Source organism: Micromonospora sp. HB375 (assembly GCF_017872985.1).
Taxonomy (GTDB): Bacteria; Actinomycetota; Actinomycetes; order Mycobacteriales; family Micromonosporaceae; genus Micromonospora; species Micromonospora chalcea.
The window spans coordinates 4253719-4272893 of record NZ_JAGGJO010000001.1 but is presented as its reverse complement, the minus strand read 5'-3'; the positions used below and the strand labels follow the sequence as shown (position 1 = coordinate 4272893).

General features: G+C 72.9%; 17 protein-coding genes. 7 read left to right on the top strand and 10 right to left on the bottom strand.

Annotated features, from left to right (window positions below; all coding sequences use genetic code 11):
• Positions 1–85 precede the first annotated feature (85 nt).
• The 7 genes from J3R08_RS19550 to J3R08_RS19520 all read left to right on the top strand — a co-directional run bounded on the left by J3R08_RS19550 (position 86) and on the right by J3R08_RS19520 (position 8732).
• A complete protein-coding gene (locus J3R08_RS19550) occupies positions 86–1234 on the top strand; it encodes an ROK family transcriptional regulator (protein ID WP_043323169.1) in 1149 nt (382 codons plus the stop codon).
• Positions 1235–1493: 259 nt separating this feature from the next.
• On the top strand, positions 1494–2546 hold the full coding sequence (locus tag J3R08_RS19545; protein ID WP_064445575.1) for an extracellular solute-binding protein: 1053 nt from the start codon (positions 1494–1496) through the stop codon (positions 2544–2546).
• Between the two features lie 61 nt (positions 2547–2607).
• A complete protein-coding gene (locus tag J3R08_RS19540) occupies positions 2608–3681 on the top strand; it encodes an ABC transporter ATP-binding protein (protein ID WP_043323172.1) in 1074 nt (357 codons plus the stop codon).
• The gene (locus J3R08_RS19535) at positions 3678–5426 is read left to right on the top strand and encodes an iron ABC transporter permease (RefSeq protein WP_064445576.1); all 1749 of its coding nucleotides are present in this window, start codon (positions 3678–3680) and stop codon (positions 5424–5426) included. The genes J3R08_RS19540 and J3R08_RS19535 overlap by 4 nt, the downstream gene beginning before the upstream one ends.
• Positions 5414–6235, top strand: a complete 822-nt coding sequence (locus tag J3R08_RS19530; protein WP_209962362.1) for a creatininase family protein — start codon at positions 5414–5416, stop codon at positions 6233–6235. The genes J3R08_RS19535 and J3R08_RS19530 overlap by 13 nt, the downstream gene beginning before the upstream one ends.
• Before the next feature lie 47 nt (positions 6236–6282).
• A complete protein-coding gene (locus J3R08_RS19525) occupies positions 6283–7737 on the top strand; it encodes an argininosuccinate lyase (protein ID WP_043330003.1) in 1455 nt (484 codons plus the stop codon).
• 95 nt (positions 7738–7832) lie between these two features.
• Entirely contained in the window at positions 7833–8732 is a 900-nt protein-coding gene (locus tag J3R08_RS19520) for an ROK family protein (RefSeq protein WP_043323180.1), read from the top strand.
• Between the two features lie 70 nt (positions 8733–8802).
• Here the strand turns inward: J3R08_RS19520 and J3R08_RS19515 are convergent, their stop codons facing one another.
• The 10 genes from J3R08_RS19515 to J3R08_RS19470 are packed head-to-tail and all read right to left on the bottom strand — an operon-like array spanning position 8803 to position 19152.
• Positions 8803–9663, bottom strand: coding sequence for a CoA ester lyase (locus J3R08_RS19515; protein ID WP_209962360.1), 861 nt, complete (start codon positions 9661–9663; stop codon positions 8803–8805).
• Positions 9664–9675: 12 nt separating this feature from the next.
• Entirely contained in the window at positions 9676–11139 is a 1464-nt protein-coding gene (locus tag J3R08_RS19510) for a dihydroorotase family protein (RefSeq protein ID WP_043323186.1), read from the bottom strand.
• 22 nt (positions 11140–11161) lie between these two features.
• On the bottom strand, positions 11162–12568 hold the full coding sequence (locus tag J3R08_RS19505; protein ID WP_064445579.1) for an MmgE/PrpD family protein: 1407 nt from the start codon (positions 12566–12568) through the stop codon (positions 11162–11164).
• Positions 12561–13400 (bottom strand): cyclase family protein, encoded by an 840-nt coding sequence (locus tag J3R08_RS19500; protein ID WP_187693394.1) that lies wholly within the window; start codon positions 13398–13400, stop codon positions 12561–12563. Before J3R08_RS19500 ends, J3R08_RS19505 begins: the two co-directional genes overlap by 8 nt.
• A gap of 31 nt (positions 13401–13431) precedes the next feature.
• Positions 13432–14631 carry a CaiB/BaiF CoA-transferase family protein gene (locus J3R08_RS19495; protein WP_043330005.1) on the bottom strand — a complete coding sequence of 400 codons (1200 nt, stop codon included), beginning with the start codon at positions 14629–14631 and terminating at the stop codon, positions 13432–13434.
• On the bottom strand, positions 14624–15484 hold the full coding sequence (locus tag J3R08_RS19490; RefSeq protein WP_043323194.1) for an IclR family transcriptional regulator: 861 nt from the start codon (positions 15482–15484) through the stop codon (positions 14624–14626). Before J3R08_RS19490 ends, J3R08_RS19495 begins: the two co-directional genes overlap by 8 nt.
• 42 nt (positions 15485–15526) lie before the next feature.
• Positions 15527–16516 (bottom strand): EamA family transporter, encoded by a 990-nt coding sequence (locus J3R08_RS19485; RefSeq protein ID WP_069088405.1) that lies wholly within the window; start codon positions 16514–16516, stop codon positions 15527–15529.
• Positions 16503–16967, bottom strand: a complete 465-nt coding sequence (locus J3R08_RS19480) for an Ohr family peroxiredoxin (RefSeq protein ID WP_043323200.1) — start codon at positions 16965–16967, stop codon at positions 16503–16505. The genes J3R08_RS19485 and J3R08_RS19480 overlap by 14 nt, the downstream gene beginning before the upstream one ends.
• Positions 16964–17791, bottom strand: coding sequence for an alpha/beta fold hydrolase (locus J3R08_RS19475; protein ID WP_043323203.1), 828 nt, complete (start codon positions 17789–17791; stop codon positions 16964–16966). Before J3R08_RS19475 ends, J3R08_RS19480 begins: the two co-directional genes overlap by 4 nt.
• Entirely contained in the window at positions 17788–19152 is a 1365-nt protein-coding gene (locus J3R08_RS19470) for a M20/M25/M40 family metallo-hydrolase (RefSeq protein ID WP_043323205.1), read from the bottom strand. Before J3R08_RS19470 ends, J3R08_RS19475 begins: the two co-directional genes overlap by 4 nt.
• Positions 19153–19175 lie beyond the last annotated feature (23 nt).

Genomic DNA, 19175 nt, shown 5'->3' with positions numbered 1-19175 from the left:
TGCCACTTCCCAAATTTCCGCTGGCCGGAGCTCCGAGATCATCTCGTTACTTGACGTCTCATTTTTTTCACACTAGGAAGAAAGCGTGTCTGACAAAGCCCCGACCAGCCCGGTCAGCCGTGAGCGGTCCCGTGAGATCAAGCGTCTCTCGGTGATCTTGGCCGCCCGGCAGGCCCGGCGGCTGTCCCGAGTGGACCTGGCCGAGATGACCGGCCTCTCGGCGGCCACGGTCACCGCGCTCGTGCGGGAACTCGTCGCCGAGGGCTACCTCATCGAACGCGGGCCCGGCGCGCCCACCACCGGCCGGCCCCGGGAGATGCTCGAGTTCAACCCCCGCGCCGAGCTCGTCGCGGCGGTGTCGCTGGAGCCACCCCGGATCAGCTGCGAGATCGCCGACAGCGAGGGCGCGGTCATCGCGCACCGCGTCGCGCGGCTCGGCGCGAACGTGGTGGAGACCGTCTGCGAGTTCGTCCTCGACCTCGTCGGCGACAACCTGCCCTCGCTGCGCGGCGTCGCGATCGCGGTGCCCGGCGTCTCCACCAACGGCGCGGTACGCCTCGCGCCGTCGGTCGGACTGGTCGAGGCGTGGCCGATCGGCGAGTCCGTGCAACGGCGGCTCGGCGTGCCCGTGGTCGTCGACAACGACGTGAACCTCATGGCCGCCGGCGAGTGCGTCGCCGGCGCCGGCGCGGACGTGGCGAACCTGCTGCTGATCCACGTCGCCGAGGGCATCGGCGCGGGCCTCGTGCTCGACGGCAAGGTCCGCCGCGGCGCCAGCGGAGCCGCCGGCGAGGTCGGCTTCCTGCCGCTGGGCGGCACGACCGAGCGTCGCTACAGCGGTGTCGGCGACTTCGAGGCCCGGTGGTCGGTGAACGCCATCGCGGAGCGGGTCGTCGCGCTCAACCCGGGCCGCCGGCCCGAGTCGCCGGTACGGGAGCTGAGCCGCCTCGCCGCGACGTCTGCGCCCGCCCGCGAGTACCTCGACGAGGTCCTCGGCGCCTGGGCCGGGCTCATCCTCTCCTGCGCCTGCGTCGTCGATCCGGGACTGGTGCTGCTCAGCGGCGCCGCCGCGGAACTGGACGACGCGGCCCTCGACCAGCTTCAGACCCTCGTCTCCGCCCGGACCCCGGCCCCCACCGAGGTGCGCCGGGCCACCCTCGGTGACCAGGCAGTGCTGCACGGAGCGATCAGCTACGCGCTCTCGGCCGCGGTGCCCCGCCCCTCGCTTCCCTGACCACCACCCGACCCCGGCCCCCGACGACCCCGACCCCGACACCCACCCACCCACCACACCCACAGTCACCGTCGCGGCGACCGCGTCCGGATCCCGGACGACAGGTCGCGGCGCGATGCGGCGCGCCCCGGTCCGGGCGCGACCCGCGGACCTTCGACCCCGAGCCCGGGGAGCCGGCGAACCCGCCGGCGTCCCCGGGCCGGCACCGCACACCGTCTTTCTCCGCTCCCGATAGTTCCCCCGCAAAATGGAGGTACCAATGAAACGTCGTTTGGCCCTGGCCGTCGCGTTCAGCGCGCTGCTGGCCGTCAGCGCGTGCGGCAGCAGTGACGACGACAAGGACACCGGCTCCTCCGGCGCCGCGCCGGCCGAGAAGGTCGTCATCTACAGCGCCCGCGACAAGTCGGTCACCGACTACGTCGTGGAGCAGTTCACGACCAAGAACCCCGAGTACAAGGGCAAGGTCGAGGTGCTCAACATGGGCGCCCAGGAGGTGCTCGAGCGGGTCCGCGCCGAGAAGGCCAACCCGCAGGCGTCGGTCTGGTGGGGCGGCACCCAGCAGGGGCTGGCCGCCGGCGCGTCCGAGGGGCTGCTGGAGTCCTGGCAGCCGTCGTTCGCCTCGAAGATCGACGCGCGGTACAAGGACGCCGAGGGCCGCTGGTTCGGCGAGATCCTGCTGCCCGAGGTCATCATGTACAACAACAAGGCGCTGACCCCGGAGACCGCGCCGAAGGACTGGGACGACCTGGTCGACCCGAAGTGGAAAGACAAGATCATCATCCGGGACGTGGCCGCCTCCGGCACCATGCGCTCGATCTACGCCTCGATGATCCAGCGCTACACCCCCGACGGGTCGAACCCGCAGCCCGGCTACGACTGGCTGCGCAAGCTCGACGCCAACACCGTCGAGTACGCCGCCAACCCGAGCGACCTCTACCTGAAGATGTCGCGTGAGCAGGGCGTGGTCAGCGCCTGGAACCTCCAGGACATCCTGCTGCAGGCCAACGAGAAGATGCCGTTCGGCTATGTCATGCCGGCCTCCGGCGCGCCGGTGCTCGTCGACGGCGTGGCCGCGGTCAAGGGCGGCAACACCGAGGGCGCGAAGAAGTTCCTCGAGTTCCTCTTCGACGACTCGCTGCGGGCCAGCCTGGCCAAGGACTACTTCCAGATCCCCGCGGTCGAGATCGCCGAGAAGCCCGAGTGGCTGACCAAGCTCGACCTCAAGCCGATGGACGTCAACTGGGACGTGATCGGCAAGAACGAGACCGCCTGGATCACCCACTGGAACGCCCAGATCAAGGGCAAGGGCTAAGACGCTCGGAACCGGGCCGTGCTGCGGCACGGCCCGGCTTCGTCCTGGAAGGACCCACGAAATGATCGATGTCCGACTGACGGCGGTCAGTAAGCGCTTCGCCAAGTCGAGCGATTCCGCGGCGGTCGATGACGTCACCGTCACCATCGGAGCCGGCGAGTTCTTCACGCTGCTCGGGCCGAGCGGCTGCGGCAAGACGACGACGCTGCGCATGGTGGCCGGCTTCTACTTCCCGACCTCCGGTCACATCCACTTCGGCGACGACGACGTCACCCACTGGACGCCGAACAAGCGGGACACCGGCATGGTGTTCCAGAACTACGCGCTGTTCCCGCACATGACTGTGGCGCAGAACGTCGCGTACGGGCTCAAGGTCCGCCGGGTCTCCCGCGCCGACCAGGCCCGCCGGGTCACCGAGGCGCTCGAACAGGTGCACCTCGCCGGGTACGGCGACCGGCGCATCGACGCGCTCTCCGGCGGCCAGCAGCAGCGGGTCGCGCTGGCGCGGGCCCTGGTCATCCGCCCGCGCACCATGCTGCTCGACGAGCCGCTGTCGAACCTCGACGCGAAGCTGCGCGAGGAGACCCGCGCCGAGATCCGGCGCATCCAGCGGGAGAGCGGCACCACCTCGATCTACGTGACGCACGACCAGGCCGAGGCGATGGCGATGTCGGACCGGATCGCCGTCATGGAGTCCGGCCGGGTCCAGCAGGTCGGCACCCCGCACGAGATCTACTACAAGCCCGCGAACGCGTTCGTGGCCCGGTTCATCGGGCGCAGCAACGTGCTGAGCCTGCCGGTGACCGGCGCGACCGACGACAGCGTCGCGGTGCGCCTGCCCGGCGGCGCCACCATCGACGTCGGCGCGCCCGCCGGGCACGGGCTCGGCGCGGGCGACACCGCGCTCGTCTCCGCGCGCCCCGAGCACATCGCGCTCGGCGGCGACGACGACACGGCGGCCATGCGCGGCCGGATCAGCCACGTCGAGTTCACCGGCATGGCCACCAACATCAGCGTCGACGTGGACGGCAACGAGGTGATGGCGGCGCTGATCGACGCGCCGGCCGGCCTGCAGCTCGGCGACGTGGTGGGACTGCGGCTCGTACCGGAGCGCCTCTGGGTGGTCAAGCCGTGACCGCTGCGACCCGGACCGCCCCCGCCTGGGCGGCGGCCCTCGGCCGGCGTCTGTCCGGCGGGGCCAATTCCCGCTGGTTCCCGTACCTGCTGGTGCTGCCGCTGGTCCTGGTGCTCTGGGGCTTCGTCGTCCAGCCGATGTTCGCCACCTTCCGCGAGAGCGTCAGCGCCAACGGCTCTGACAACTACCTGCAGTTCCTCTCCTCCTCCGGGGTGGCCCGCGAGTCGCTGTTCACCTCGCTGTTCATCTCGGCCGCCAGCGTGCTGCTCTGCGGCATCGTCGGCGTGGCGATGGCGTTCCTGCTCAAGCGGTTCCACTTCCGCGGCCGGCGGCTCATCGAGGCGTTCATCCTGGTGCCGGCGGCCCTGCCGCCGCTGATCGGCGCCGTGTCCTTCCAGCTGCTCTACAGCAACATCGGCATCGTGCCGCGCGGCCTGCAGGCGCTGCTCGGCACCGAGAAGCCGGTCCTGGCCTTCGACGGCATCGCCGGTGTGCTCGTGGTGCACACGTTCACCATGTACCCGTTCTTCTTCCTGGCCGCCTCCGCGGCGCTGGCCGGGATGGACCCGTCGGTCGAGGAGGCGGCGTACAACCTCGGCGCGGGCCGGTTCCGGGTGTGGCGCACGGTCCTGCTGCCGATGCTCACCCCCGCGCTGATCTCGGCGTCGCTGCTGGTCTTCATGACGTCGCTGGCGTCGTACACCGCGCCGCTGCTGTTCAACGTCAGCCAGACCATGACGATGCAGATCTACATCAACCGCACCAACGGCGACCTGCCGATGGCCTCGGCGTACGCCTCGGTGCTCGGCATCGTCTCGATCATCTTCCTGCTGGCGATGCGCTGGTACGAGGGACGGCGCAACTACCAGTCGCAGTCCAAGGGCATCTCGGCGGTCCGGCGGGAGATCACCAACCCGATCGGCCGCTGGCTCGCGCCGCTCGCCTCGGTGCTGGCCACGCTGGTCCTGCTCGCCCCGGTCGCCGCGATCGCGCTCGTCGCCTTCTCCGAGGACCGGTCCTGGACCACCGAGGTGCTGCCGCCGACGTACACGTTCGAGAACTTCGTGACCATCTTCACCGACCCCAAGGCGTTCGAGCCGATCCTCAACTCGGTGCAGATGAGCCTGATCGCGGTCGTGGGCTGTGTGGTGATCGGCGTGCTCATCGCGTACGCGGTGCGGCGGCTGAAGTTCGTCGGGCGCGGCCTGCTCGACGTGGCCGTGATGATCGCCTGGGCGCTGCCCGGCACGGTCGTCGCGATCAACCTGATCTCGGCGTTCAGCACCGGCAACGCGTTCAGCTTCGGGCAGGTGCTGGTCGGCACGTTCTGGATCCTGCCGCTGGCCTACTTCGTGCGGTTCCTGCCGATCGTGTTCCGGTCCAGCTCCGCGACGCTGGCGCTGATCGACCCGTCGCTGGAGGACGCCGCCCGTAACCTCGGCGCCTCCTGGCTGCGCGCGTTCTACACGATCACCGTGCGGCTGATGCTGCCCGGCGTGCTCGCCGGCGCGCTGCTGGCGTTCGTGCACGGCGTCGGCGAGTTCGTCGCCTCGGTGCTCATCTACACCTCGTCGACGGTGCCGATCTCGGTCGCCATCAACAACCGGATGTACAGCTTCGAGCTGGGCACCGCGGCCGCCTACGGCATGCTCCAGGTGCTGCTCATCTTCGTGGTGATGTGGTTCTCCGGTCGGCTGGAGAGCAGCCGGACCGCGACCCGGAGGGCCGAGCAGTGGACGAACTGATCGAGCGGTGGCGGACCGGGGGAGGGCTGCTCCCGGTCACCCGGGTGCCCGGGCACGCGTTCGCGGCCGTGACCGAGGCGGCCGACCTGGCGGTGCTGCCGGTCGGCGCGGTCGAGTGGCACGGCCCGCACCTGCCGATCGGAACCGACCTGATCCTGGCCGAGGGCTTCGCCGGGGAACTGGCCACCGGGCCGGCCCGGGCGGTGCTGTTCCCGGCGACGCCGTACGCCGCCTGCCCGGGCCAGACCCGGCCGTGGCCGGGCACGGTGGCGCTGCGACCGGAGATCGCCGTCGGCTACCTCGCCGACGTGCTCGCCGGCATCGTCGAGGCGGGCTTTCCCCGGGTGCTCGTGGTCAACGGGCACGACGCCAACATGTCCACCGTCCGCGCCGCGATGGAGTGGGTCTCCGGCCGGCACCGGGCCAGCATGATGCTGGTGAACTGGTTCCAGCTCGTCGGCCCGGACGAGACCACCGAGATGTTCGGTGAGCTGCCCGCCCGGGGGCACGGCGGCGCGTACGAGAGCTCCGCGGTGCTGGGCTTCGACCCGGACGCGGTGCGCCTGGACGCCGCGCCGGACCTGCCGCCGAAGCCGAAACTGCCCACCCCGTACCCGTACGTGCTCGTGGAGTCGCGGCCCGACCCGTGGCAGGGCTGGTCGGGCCATGTCTCGCTGGCCGGGGAGGAGGCCGGCGGCCGGATCCGCGCCACCGCCGGCGCACGCCTGCGCGAGCTGGTCGTGGCGTGGCTCGCCGCGCCGCTGCCCGGGCCCCCCGGCGCCGACGGGCCGGACCAGACGACCGGATGACCACGCGCGGCACGCCGCACGACAACGCACCACCTCGGGAGGCCACCATGAGCCCGTCACTGACCGTCTATCAACAGCACCACCTCCGGGTGGTGTTCGACCACCACGTCGCCCACCTCTACCCGGCGATGGTCACGGCCAGCAAGGCCCACGTCGTCATGCTCGCCGAGCAGGGACTGATCACCGACGAGGCCGCCGCCACGATGCTGCGCGGCCTGGTCACCCTCACCGGGGACCGGCCCGAGGAACTGGAGTACGACGGCAGCGTCGAGGACGTCTACTACACGCTGGAGAAGCGGCTCGCCGCCGCGGCCGGCATCGAGCCGTCGCAGCTCAGCGTGCAGCTCGCGCGCAGCCGCAACGACCTCGACGCCGGCGTGTTCCGGATGGTGCTGCGCGACCAGCTGCTCCAGGTGCTCGACGCGCTGCTGGCCACCGGCCGTACCGTGCTGGACCGCGCGGACCGGCACGCCGACGTGGTGGTCACCGGCTACACGCACCGCCGCCCGGCCCAGCCGACCAGCATCGGGCACGTCTTCGCCGGCTACGCCGAGGCGCTTGCCGGTGAGGCCGCCGCGTACGCCGACCTGCTGGACGAGATGAACCGCTCGCCGCTGGGCTCCTGCGCGTTCGCCGGCACCGACCTGGACATCTCGCCCCGGCGGCTGGCCGACCTGCTCGGCTTCGACCAGCTGATCGTCAACTCGTACGAGGCGGTGGCCGGCGCGGACCACCTGGTCCGGGTCGCCACGCTCAACGCGCAGGCGCTCGCCACCGGGGCCCGGCTGGCCCGCACGCTGATGGACTGGCTGAGCTGGGGCTGGGTGGTCACGCCCGGCGAGTTCACCCAGGGCAGCAGCATCATGCCGCAGAAGCGCAACCCGGTGGTGCTGGAGCACCTCGTCTCGATGGCGGGCGCCGCGGCGGCCGACGCGGCCAGCGTGCTGAACAACGTCGGCGCCGCCTGGTGGGAGGACTCCAACAACGCCACCACCGACGTGCAGGCCCGCCTCTGGGACGGCGACGACCGGGCGTACCGGTTCTTCTCGCTGCTCGGCGGCCTGATCGAGAAGCTGGACCCGCTGCGCCCGCCGTCCGCTGAGGAGATCGTCGCCTCCGGCGCCACCACCACCGCCGCGGCCGACGCGCTGGCCCGCCACGGTGTGCCGTTCCGGGGCGCCCACTCGCTGCTCGGCCGGCTGGTACGCGGCGGCGCGCCCGCCACCTGGACCGGGGACCTGGTCCGGTCCACCGCCGCCGAGCTGGGTCTGACGCTCGACGACGCCGCGGTGCGGGACCTGCTGGCCGCCGCGGTCCGCCCCGAACTCGTGCTGCGCCGCGCCCAGGCCGACGGCCCCGGCGAGGCGGCCGTCCGGGACCAGGTCGGACGACTGTCTACAATGCTCGACGCGGTGCAGGAGCGGGCGCAGGCGTTGCGCGAGCGGCTGACCCGTGCCGACACGGCTCTCGCCGAGGCGGTCGCGGCGAGGGTAGGCCCGTGACGGGGCGACAGACGCAGCTGGCCGTGGTCGCGGACGTCGTGTCGCGGCGACCACGTGATCTGGACCGACGGCCCGAAGGGCGATCTGACATCACCATGGAACGACCGGCAAATCCGCGCCTGCTCGGCATCGACTTCGGCGGCACCAAGATGGCCATCGGCGTGGGCGACGCCGACGGCCGGCTGCTCGTCTCCGAGCGCCTGCCCACCAATGCCGAGCAGGGCGCGCAGCAGGCCCTCACCCGGGCGCTGGACCGGGCCCGCGAACTCGCCGAGCAGACCGGCGGCACGCTCGTCGCGGCGGGCATCGCCTCGCCCGGCGTGGTCCACGACGAGGGCATCGAACTGGCGCCGAACGTGCCCGGCTGGGAGCAGCTGCGGCTCGCCGACGCGGTCCGCGCCCACCTGAACCTGGCGCACGTGCGGGTCACGAACGACCTGAAGGCAGCCGCCCACGCCGAGCTGCGGCTCGGGGCGCTGCGCGACGCGGACCCGGGACTCGTCGTCGGACTCGGGACCGGCGTCGCGGCGGCGGTCACCGTCAACGGCGAGGTGCTGCCGGGCCGCCACGGCGCCGCCGGGGAGATCGCCTACGGGCTGACCGACCACAGCTGGCCGCCCCGGCTGGAGCCGATGCTGGAGGCGACGTTCTCCGGCCGGGCCCTGGACGAGCTGGCGCAGCGGCTGGGCGTGGACGGCCGGGCCGCCGGTCTGTGCGCGGCCGCGCAACAGCCGGGCGAGGTACGCGAACAGCTCCGCCGACGCGTCGACGAACTCGCCCGCCACCTCGTCACCTGCTGCCTCGTGCTCGACCCGCAGCGGATCGTGCTGGTGGGCAGCGTCGCCGGCAACGACCTGGTGCGGGCGCTGCTGACCGAACGGCTCACCCACACGCTGCCGTACCCGCCGGAGATCGTGCTGTCGGACTTCGCGCAGGACGCCGCGCTGCTCGGTTCGCTCGCCATGGCCGTCGAGGCCCAGCCCGCGGTGGTCTGAGCGGGCCGGGCGCCGGGAACGGATCGGGCGGGGCGCGGTGGGGCGCCCCGCCCGGTCGTTTCTCGCGGGTTCAGTCGGTGGACGCCTCGGCGCGGCGTACCACCTCGGCGGCGGCCCGCACCACCGCCCGGTCCAGCAGCCGCCCGTCGGCGTCGGTGGCCACCCCGGAGCCGCCGCGTTCGGCCCGCTCCAGCGCCGCCAGCACGGCCCGCGCCGAGGCCACCTCGGCCTCGGTGGGGGTGAACACCTCGTTGATCGTCGCGATCTGCCCGGGGTGGATGGCGCTGCGGGCCCGGAAGCCCTGCCGCAGCAGCGCCCGGGTGGTCAGCTCCAGCCGTTCCGGGTCGCGCAGCGTCGTCTCCACCGGTCCCACCGGCGGGGTGATGCCGGCCGCCGCCGACGCGACCACGACCTGGGAGCGGATCGGCGCGAACTCCGCCCGCTCCGGTCCCGGCTGCAACCCCAGCTCACCGGCGAGGTCCGCCTCGCCGAGGCCGAGCCGCAGCACCCGTGGCGCCTCGGCCACCCGCGGCGCGGTGAGCACGCCCCGGGCGGTCTCGATCAGCGCCACCACCCGGAACGCCGGGGCGTCCGGGCCGATCCGCCGCTGCACCCGGGTCAGCGCGGCGTCGACCTCGGCGAGCAGCTCCGGCTCGGCCTTCGGCACCCAGACCCCGGCCGCCGCCGGCGAGAGCACCTCGACGTCCGCCGCGACCTGGTCGCTGTTGATCCGCACCCACAGCTCGGGGCCGGCCGGCGCGGCGGCGCCCAGGTACCCGGCGACCGTCTCCCGGGCGTGCGCCTTGCGGGCCGGCGTGACCGCGTCCTCCAGGTCGAGCACGAGCGCGTCCGCGCCGCGCCCGGCCGCCTTGTCCAGCAGGTCCGCCCGGTCGCCCGGCACGTACAGGTAACTGCGCGCCACCGCCGCCATCAGTCGTTCCCCCTACCGCTGCGGGCGGGCGAGGTAGCGGCCGGCCGGCTCGCCGGTGACCTTGCCGTCGACGAGCACGTGCTGCCCGCGCACGAAGGTGTCGGTGACCCGGGCGGTCAGCTCGAAGCCCTCGAACGGCGTGTACTCCTGCGTCGACTCGGAGTCCTCCGCGCGCACCGTCCAGGTCGAGTTCGGGTCGACCAGGCAGATGTCGGCGTCGTACCCCTGCGCGATCGCGCCCTTGTTGCGCAGGCCGAAGCGCTGGGCCGGGTTCCACGAGGTCAGCTCCGCCACCCGCTGGTAGGACAGGCCGCGCCGGTTGCCCTCGGTGACCAGGCCGGGCAGCAGGTACTCGGCGCCGCCGAAGCCGGACTTGGCGACGAAGATGTCGTCGCGCGGCTCACCGAACTTGACCTCGTCCTTGCAGCAGGCGTGGTCGCTGACCACCCAGTCGATCTTGCCGTCCAGGACGTACCCCCAGAGCGCCTCGACGTCGGCGCGCGGGCGCAGCGGCGGGTTGACCTTGCCGCCCAGGCCGTGCGCGGTGTCGATGTCGGCCACCAGGTGGCCGATGGTCACCTCGCGGCGGAAGTCGATGTGCGGGAACGCCCGCGCCATCCGCAGCGCCGCGTCGACCGCCTTCTCCGAGGTCAGGTGCAGCAGGTTGATCTTCGGCAGCCCGGTCTCGTGCGCCAGGTACGACGCGATCGACACGGCCAGTCCCTCGGAGTGCGGCGGCCGCGACGCGTGGTACGCCTCCAGCCCGCGCAGCGTGCCGTCCTGCTCGACCTGCTTGGTGTACGCGCTCATGATCTCGGCGGTCTCGCAGTGCAGCGACAGCGAGATCTCGTCGGCCAGCTCGGGGAAACGCTCCCGGGCCGCCTGGACGCCCCGCATCACGAACTCGAAGTGGGCGTAGTCGTACCGCTCGCCCTCCGGGATCATCAGGAACGAGTTCTGGTCGGCGGAGCGGCCGTGCAGGCCGTGGCTGCCGTAGAACATGAAGATCTTGAACGAGGTGACCCCGTGCTCCTCCACCAGCGACGGCACCTCGCCGATGTGCTCCCGCGACATCGGCGCCAGGTGGAAGCCGTAGTCGATGTAGGAGCGGCCCTCGGTCGCGGCCAGGACCTCGGGGAAGAAGTCCGCGTACCGGCCGCCCCGGTTGAGGTAGTACTGCCCGGTGCGCATGTAGTTCAGCGCCGTGGTGACGCCGCCCTGCACCGAGGCGCGGCTCTCCGAGACGGCGTCCTCGCTCAGCGGGTTGTAGATGCCCCAGTGCTGGTGCGCGTCGACCACGCCGGGGAAGGCGAGCCGGCCGCCGCCGTCGACGACCTGGGCGGCCTCCGCCCGGTCGATCTGCGGCGCGACGCGGCTGATCCGCCCGTCGGTGACGCCGATGTCCATCAGCTCGGGCTCGGGCCGGTCGTGCCGGACCACGCGGACGTTTGTCAACAGCAGGTCGTAGGTGCTCATGGTGTTGCTCCTCGTGCTCGGTTCAGCGGCGGTTGATCAGGCCCATCAGGCCGTGGACGTCGGGGGCCTGGTCGAGCCGGTGGACCTCGTCGGCGATGCGGGCGGCGGTGGCCTCGGGCAGGGACGCGGCGTTCGTGCGGAACTTCACCGCCAGCTCGGCGTCGCTGAGCGGACGCTGCGGGCCGCCCCGGTTGGCCAGGACCTCCTGCACCCACTCGCGTCCGTCCCGGGTGACGATCCGCAGCACCGCCGGGAACTGGTGCGGGAAGATCTCGTCGCACCGCTCGTCGGCCACCACGTCGACCCGCGCCATCAGCGCCCGCCGTTGCGGGTCGTGCGCCAGGGCGTCGGTGAAGTCGGCCAGCTCCACGCCCAGACCGCCGCCGCCGATCAGGCCGGCGGCGACCGCGTACGGGCCGCTGAACTGCGCCTCGTAGCCGGTCTGCGGCGCGCGCTTGCGCTCGATCGGCTGGCCGATGGTACGCACCGTCGGCGTGGGCACGCCGAGCGTGATCGACTCGATCTCGTCCAGCGGCAGCCCGCGCTCGCGCAGCGCGATCGCCGCGTCGATGGCGGCGTGGGTGAAGTGGTTCGCCGGGTACGGCTTGAAGAAGATGCCGGGCACCGCCCACTCGGAGCCGAGCCCGCGGACGATCTCGTCGCCGTCGAACTCGCCGCGCAGGAACGCCTGGAAGAAGCCGAAGCGCCCCTCCAGCACGGTCGGCGGGCCGGTCACGCCGTGCCGGGCCAGCTGCGCGGCGCTGACCGCCGCGTGCGCCGCCCAGCCGCAGTGGATCCGCTTGACGGTGCCGCCGTTGCGGTTGGACTCGATCAGCCCGGCCGCCATCGAGGCGGACACCCCGAGCGCGTCGAGCGTGCCGCCCGCGTCCAGCTTCAGCAGCCGGGCCGCGGCCACCGCCCCGCCCAGCGTGCCGCAGATCGAGGTGGCGTGCTGGCCGTGCTCGAAGAAGACCGAGTTGCCGGCCGCCGGGTCGTAGCCGGCCATGCCGAGGCGTACGCACGCCTCCAGGCCCACCGCGATCGCGGCCACCGTCTCCTGCCCGGAGGCGCCGGACAGCTCGGCGGCGGCGAGCGCGGCCGGCACCACCGTGGCACTGGGGTGCAGCACCGACGGCAGGTGCGTGTCGTCGTAGTCGAGGGAGTGCGCCAGCACGCCGTTGGCGAACGCGGCCAGCGCGGCCGGGACCTTCTCGTCCACGCCGACGGCGGTGGCCTGGCCACGGCCGCCCTGCTCGGCGACGTACGCCAGCGCGGCCTGGCTGGTCGGCAGCGGCTGCGCCGCCACGCAGAGCCCGAGCACGTCCAGCACGCGGGCCCGGACGCTGGCGACCACCTCGTCGGGCAGCGTCGCGGCGGAGGTGTCGGCGGCGAAGGCGGCCAGGTGCCGGCCCAGGGTCGGCTCAGCCACGGCTGACCACCGCCAGCGGACGCACCGGGGAGCCGGTGGCGCCGTACAGCGGCAGCGGGGCCATGACGAAGGTGAACTCGTGCACCCCGTCGCGGGCCAGCTCCTCCAGCGCCATCGTCTCGATCAGGTAGATGCCGTGCTCCACCAGCAGGATCCGGTGCGCCGGCAGCGTGCTGTGGCCCTTGCCCGGCGGCAGGCACTCGAAGGCGATGGTGTCCGCGCCGGCCGCGTGCACGCCCCGCTGCGCCAGCCAGCCGGCGCCGTCCGCGCCGACCCCCGGTACGCCGGAGTCCTTGCCGATGTACTGGTTGCGGTCCTCGTGGTCGAACAGCCGGCCCCAGCCGCTGCGGATGAGCACCACGTCGCCCGCGCCCACCGGCGTGCCCTGCCGGGACACGGTGGCGTCCAGGTCGGCGGGGGTGATCTCGTAGCCGGCCTCGCAGGCCTCCAGGCCCAGCGTGGCGGGCACGTCCAGCAGCACGCCGCGGCGGACCATCGGCGCGACGGTGTGCACGCCCAGCTCGTCGAACCGGCCGCCGACCTGCGCCGCGGCGGCGTCGGCGCCGCCGTGCAGCCGGCCGTCCTGGGACACGTGCGCGAGGGCGTCGACGTGCGTGCCCACGTGTGTGCCCATGACCAGCAGGTCGTTGGCGGCGGAGCCGCCGTCGGCGCGCACCATGTCGCCGTGCCGGCGCGGCAGGGTGAGCCCGAACGCCGGGTGGTTCGGTGACTGCGGCATGCCGACGGTCAGCCGCCGGCCCAGGTCGTAGATCGTGACGCCGGCCTGCACGGCGTCGAGCAGGCGGTCGGCGGTTCTGGCAGTGGTGCCCACGGGGTTCCTCGCGTTTCGGCTGTCGGCGTCGTCAGGCGACGACGCCACGGGCTTTCAGGTCGGCGATCTCGGCCGGGTCGCAGCCGAGCTCCTCGACGAGCAGGGCGTCGGTGTCGGCGCCGGGGGAGCGGCCGGTGAAGCGGATCCGGCCCGGCGTCTCCGACATCCGCCACATGACGTTGTGCATCCGCATCGGGCCCAGGTCCGGGTCGTCGACCTTCGTGATCATCTCGGTGGCCTGCACGTGCGGGTCCTCGACGATGTCCTTGGCGCTGTAGACCGGTGCGACGGCGGCGCCGGCCTCGGCGAAGGCCGCGGCCACCTCGTCGCGGGTCCGCTCACCGATCCACGACCCGACGTACTCGTCGAGCAGGTCCGCGTGCGCCACCCGGCCGACGCCGGTACGGAACCACGGCTCGTCGATCACCTCCGGGTGGCCCACCAGCCGCAGCACCCGCTCGGCGATCGCCTGGGCGCTGGTGGAGATGGCGACCCACGACCCGTCCTTGGTCTGGTACGTGTTGCGGGGCGCGTTGTTCGTCGACCGGTTGCCCTGCCGCTGCTCCACCACGCCGAGCTGGTCGTAGACGGTGGGACCCGGGCCGACGGCGGTCATGATCGGCTCCAGCAGGCTCATGTCGATCACCTGGCCCCGGCCGCCGGAACGCTCCCGGTGCCACAGCGCCATCATCACCGCCGAGGAGGTGGCGATGCCGCAGATGCTGTCGGCCAGCCCGAACGCCGGCAGCGTCGGCGGGCCGTCCGCCGTGCCGGTCAGGTGGGCGAACCCGCTCATCGCCTCGGCCAGCGTGCCGAACCCGGCCCGGGAGGCGTACGGGCCGGTCTGCCCGAAGCCGGTGATCCGGGCGATCACCAGGCCGGGGTTGACCCGGTGCAGCTCCTCCGGGCCGATGCCCCAGCGCTCCAGCGTGCCCGGGCGGAAGTTCTCCACCAGCACGTCGGCCCGCTCGGCCAGCCGCAGCAGCAGCGCCGCGCCGTCCGGCGCGGACAGGTTCAGCCCGATCAGCCGCTTGTTGCGGGAGATCTCCTTCCACCACAGGGGATGGCCGTCCTTGGTCTTGCCGTGGCCGCGCATGCTGTCACCCATGGTCGGGTGCTCGATCTTCACCACGTCGGCGCCGTAGTCGCCGAGGATCTGACAGCACAGCGGTCCGGCGAGGATCGTCGAGACGTCCAGCACGCGCAGGCCCGTCAGGGGTCCGTCACTCACCTGTTCCACCTCCCCAGTTCTGTTCCTGACCCGTCCGTCCGGCGGCACGTTGCGCCGGCGGCCGGAAACCCAGTTCGGCGGATATCTCCGCCGCCGCCGCGGCGACCAGCGCGCCGTGCGCGGCGCAGACCTCCGGGGTGAACCGGTTCTGCGGCCCGCACAGCGAGATCGAGCCGAACACCTGCCCGGTCGCGTAGCGCACCGGCGCGGCCACGCTGCCCGCGCCGTTCTGCCGCTCGCCCATGCTCACCGCGTACCCCTGGCGGCGGACCCGGCCCAGCTCGGACCGCAGCTTCGCGGTGGAGGTGATGGTGGCCGAGGTGACCGCGTCCAGCGGGTGGTGGTCGAGGTAGTCCTCGATCTCCGCGTCCGGCAGCGCCGCGAGGATCGCCTTCGACGACGACCCGGAGTGCAGCGCGTGGCTGGTGCCCAGGGACACCGACATGCGTACCTCGTGCGGCGAGAGCACCTGGTCGATGTAGACGCGGGTCCAGCCCTGCCGCACCGACAGCGTCGCGGTCTCGCCGCTGTCGCGCACCAGCCGGACCAGGTACCGGCGGGCGATGTCCGGCACGTCCAGCGCGCGCAGCGCGGCCAGTCCCACCGCCAGCGCGCCGCTGCCCAGCCGGTACCGCTTGGTCTCCTCGTTGAAGGTGAGGAAGCTGTCGGCCACCAGTTCCTTGAGGATCCGGTGCGCGACCGCCTTGGGCAGTCCCAGCTCCCGCGCGATCGTCGACACGCCGAGGGTCTCCGGCGCCCGTTCGGCGATGATGTTGACGATGTCGAGGGCGCGTCCGAGGCCGGAGCGGGTCCGGCCGGCGGTGGCGCTCTCGACAACCGCTGTGGTGATCATCTTCTCTCCTCCACTGTCGACGTAGGGCGGGATCGCCGGGCCTCAGGCGGGCGCGACCGGAGTCTTCCCGGGCGGCAGGCCGTCCGGCTGCCGGGGTCGCTCCCGCGCGATCACCAGTGCCACCGAGGCGAGCACCACGGCGCCGGCGAGCACCTGACGTCCGGACAACGACTCATCCAGCACCATCATGCCGAGCAGGACCGCCACCACCGGGTTGACGTACGCGTAGGTGGACGCGAGCTGGATCGGCGCGTTGCGCAGCAGCCACGTGTAGACGCTGAAGCCGACCACCGTGGACACGAGCATCAGGTAGGTCCACGCCAGCCAGGACCGGCCCGTCACGTCGGCCAGGCGGAACCCGCTCAGCTCACCGCTGACCACGCTGGCCACCGCCACCGCGAGACCGCCCACGAGCATCTGCCAACCGGTGCCGACCAGGTGGTCGGCCGGCATGCGCAGCCGCTGCGACAGCGTCGAGCCCAGCGCCCACACCATCGTGGAGAGCACCACCAGCAGCATCCCGCCGAGGTGCCACCCCTGCGTCGGCACCGCGAACAGCAGCGCCAGCCCGACCACACCGCCGAGTACGCCCACGGCCGCCAGCGGGGACGGCCGCGGACCGACCACCAGCCGCAGCACCAGCACCCACAGCGGCATCCCGGCCACCAGCAGCGAGGTCAGACCCGTCGGCACGTACAGCTGGCCCAGCGCCAGCAGCGCGCTGCCGGCGCCGACCATCAGCAGCCCGCTGGCACCCACCCCGGTCCACTGCCGCCGGGGCAGCAGCAGCCCCGCCGGTCCCCGCCACAGCGCCGCCACCGCGAACAGCAACAGCGCCGCGGCCAGGAACCGGGCCGAGGTGGCCACCAGCGGCGGAATGCTGTCCAGGGCCACCCGGTTGCCCAGGTAGGTCGAGCCCCAGATCAGGTAGACCGCGCCGAGCCCGACGGCCAGGGCCATCGGGCCGGCGGGCCGCGGCGGATCCGCCGGGTGGCGGGCCGCCGCGGGCCGGGTCAGGTCAGCGGTGTCCATTTACCCGGATCGCCACCGCGGTGTTGCCCCGGAGGGCGTTCGAGTACGGACACATCCGGTCGGCCAGCTCCACCGCGCGCTCCAGGTCGGCCTGCGGGCACTGCGGCGCGGACACGTCCAGCACCACGGCGATCGCGTACCGGCCGTCGTCGGTCTGCCCGAGGGAGACCGAGGCGGTGACAGTCGTCGGGCCGGGCTTGACGCCGGCCTGGCGGGCGGCGACGGCGAGCGCGCTGTCGAAGCACGCGGCGTAGCCGGCGGCGAACAGCTCCTCCGGGTCGGTGCCGGGCGCGTCCGGGCCCCGCTGGGCGGGACGGGTCAGGTCGACCCGCAGCGACCCGGTCAGCGACCGGGCGCTTCCGCCCCGGCCGCCGGACACCTCCACCTTCGCGGTGTAGACGGTGTTCGCCGGTACGACCTTCGCCTCGGACGCCGGGGTGCCGACGTTCATGCCGGCACCTCCGTTCCCAGGTCCGCGTGCACCTGCGCGGCGACCGCGTCGGCGAACGCCTCCGGCTGCTCGTCGGCCACGAAGTCGGTGCCGCCGGGGATGGTGACCAGCTCGGCGCTGGGCAGCGCGGCCCGCACCTGCGGCGTCATCCGGTCCAGCAGGTCGTCGGCGCCGTGCAGCAGCACGATGGGCAGCGCGTCCAGGGCGGCCGTGTCGACGTGGTGGTCGAACACCGCCCGGTACGCGGTGGCGTAGTCCGGGCCGGTCAGCAGGTACTCGGTGACCTGGCGGTTCGCCTCCTCCGGGGTCAGCGCCGGGTACAGGCCGTACACCCGGTCCCAGATCACCTTCAGGTGCCCGCCGTCGCGGTCCGGGGAGTAGCCGGGCGCGTACGACCGCTTCTTCTCCGCCCGCTCCTGCTCGTCGTAGAGCGGGATGCCCTGCAGGATCAGCCGGTGCACCCGCTCCGGCGCCGACATCAGCGCCTGCGCGCCGACGATCGCGCCGGTGTGCTGCCCGAGCAGGTGCACCTTGGACAGCCCGAGGGCGTCGGCGAACTGCCACACGCCGGCCGCGTACTCGGGGATGGACCACGGGCGCGGCGGGGCGTCGGACATCCCGAAGCCCGGCGTGTCCGGGGCGATCACCCGCAGTCCGCGGCGGGCCAGCGGCTCGATGACCGCGTCGTAGGTGGCCGAGGAGAGCGGGGACTGGTGCAGGATCAGCAGCACCGGGGCGTCGGCGTCGCCGCCGTGCCGGTAGTGCACCTGACCCCACGGCACGTCGACGTAGGCGCGGCGGGCCACGCCGCGGGCCCGGGTCACTCGGCCACCGCCAGCGCCGCCATGACCTCGATGACGTGCTTGATGCCGGCCTTGTAGTCGTCCAGCCGGATGTTCTCGTTCGGGCCGTCCACACCGGAGTCGGCCCGAGAGACGCCGACGCCGACGATGGGCCGGTCGGCGATCACGCCCTGGTTGCCGATCCACTGCGTGTACGGCTCGATCACCGGCTCGGTCCCGTACACCCGGCGGGCCGCGTCCGCGACGAGCGCGACGAACGGGTCCCGGTGGTCGGTGAGGTTGGGCCGGCTGGTCGCCATCACCTCGATGCGCAGGTCACCGAAGCCGGTCGCGGCCAGGTGGTCGCGCACGCACCCGAGGACGCGCTCCGGGTCCTGGCCCGGCACCAGCCGGATCTCCAGCTTCGCCGACGCCGTCGACGGGATGCCCAGCGTCACGTCGTCACGCATGTCGCCACCGGCGATGCCGGCCACGGTCAGCGTCGGCACGGTCCGGATGGCCACCGCCGCGGCCTGGTCGTCCAGGTCGCCGGTGAACCGCTCGACCTGGGCCCGCTTGCGCAGGAAGTCCCCGTCGAACGCCACCTTCTCCAGCAGCGCCCGCTCCTCGTCCGTCGGCGGCCGTGCGTCGTCGGCGAAGCCGGGGATCGTCACGGTGCCGTCGGGCCGCTGCAGCTGCGCCAGGGCGGCGGCCAGGCGCGCCGTGGCGGCCGGCAGCAGCGCGGTGTTCTGGCTGGTCAGGTCACGCGGCAGGGTCTGCGCGGTGAGGCGCAGGTAGAGCACGCCCTTCTCGGCCAGCTTGAGCAGCAGCCGGTCCTCGCCGTCGAGCCAGGAGTTCTCCCACAGCGCCGCGTCGCTGGCGAGCCGGTCGGCGTGCGCCTGCACGAACGAGCCCAGACCCGGGCTGTGCAGCCACTTCTTGCCCTCGAAGATGATCCGGTTGGTCACCGGCGGGGTGAGCCCGGCGAGCTTCCAGGCCGCCGCCGCGTGGATGCGGGACATGATGACGCCCTTGTCGTCGGCCACGCCCCGGGCGTAGAGCCGGCCGTCGTGGATCTCCGCCGCGTAGGGCGGGCTGATCCAGTCGGCGTCGTCACCGGCCGGCTCGACCTCCACGTCGTAGTGCGTGAAGTGCAGCAGCGCCTTGTCGCCCTCGCCGGCCACCTCGGCCAGCACGTACGGGTACGACTGCTCCCACGGGATGATCTCGGCCTCGCCGCCCCAGCGGCGGACCGATCCGGCGATGAACTCGGCGGTGGCCTCCATCTGCTCCGGCTCCTGGCGGCGGCTGCGGATGCGGCACAGCTGCTGGAGCTCCTCGACGAACTCGTCGAAGTGGGCGTCGACGGCCGCCAGCGCGGCCGCGGTATCCGGTTTGGGCATGGTGGTCCTCACAGAAGGGGTCG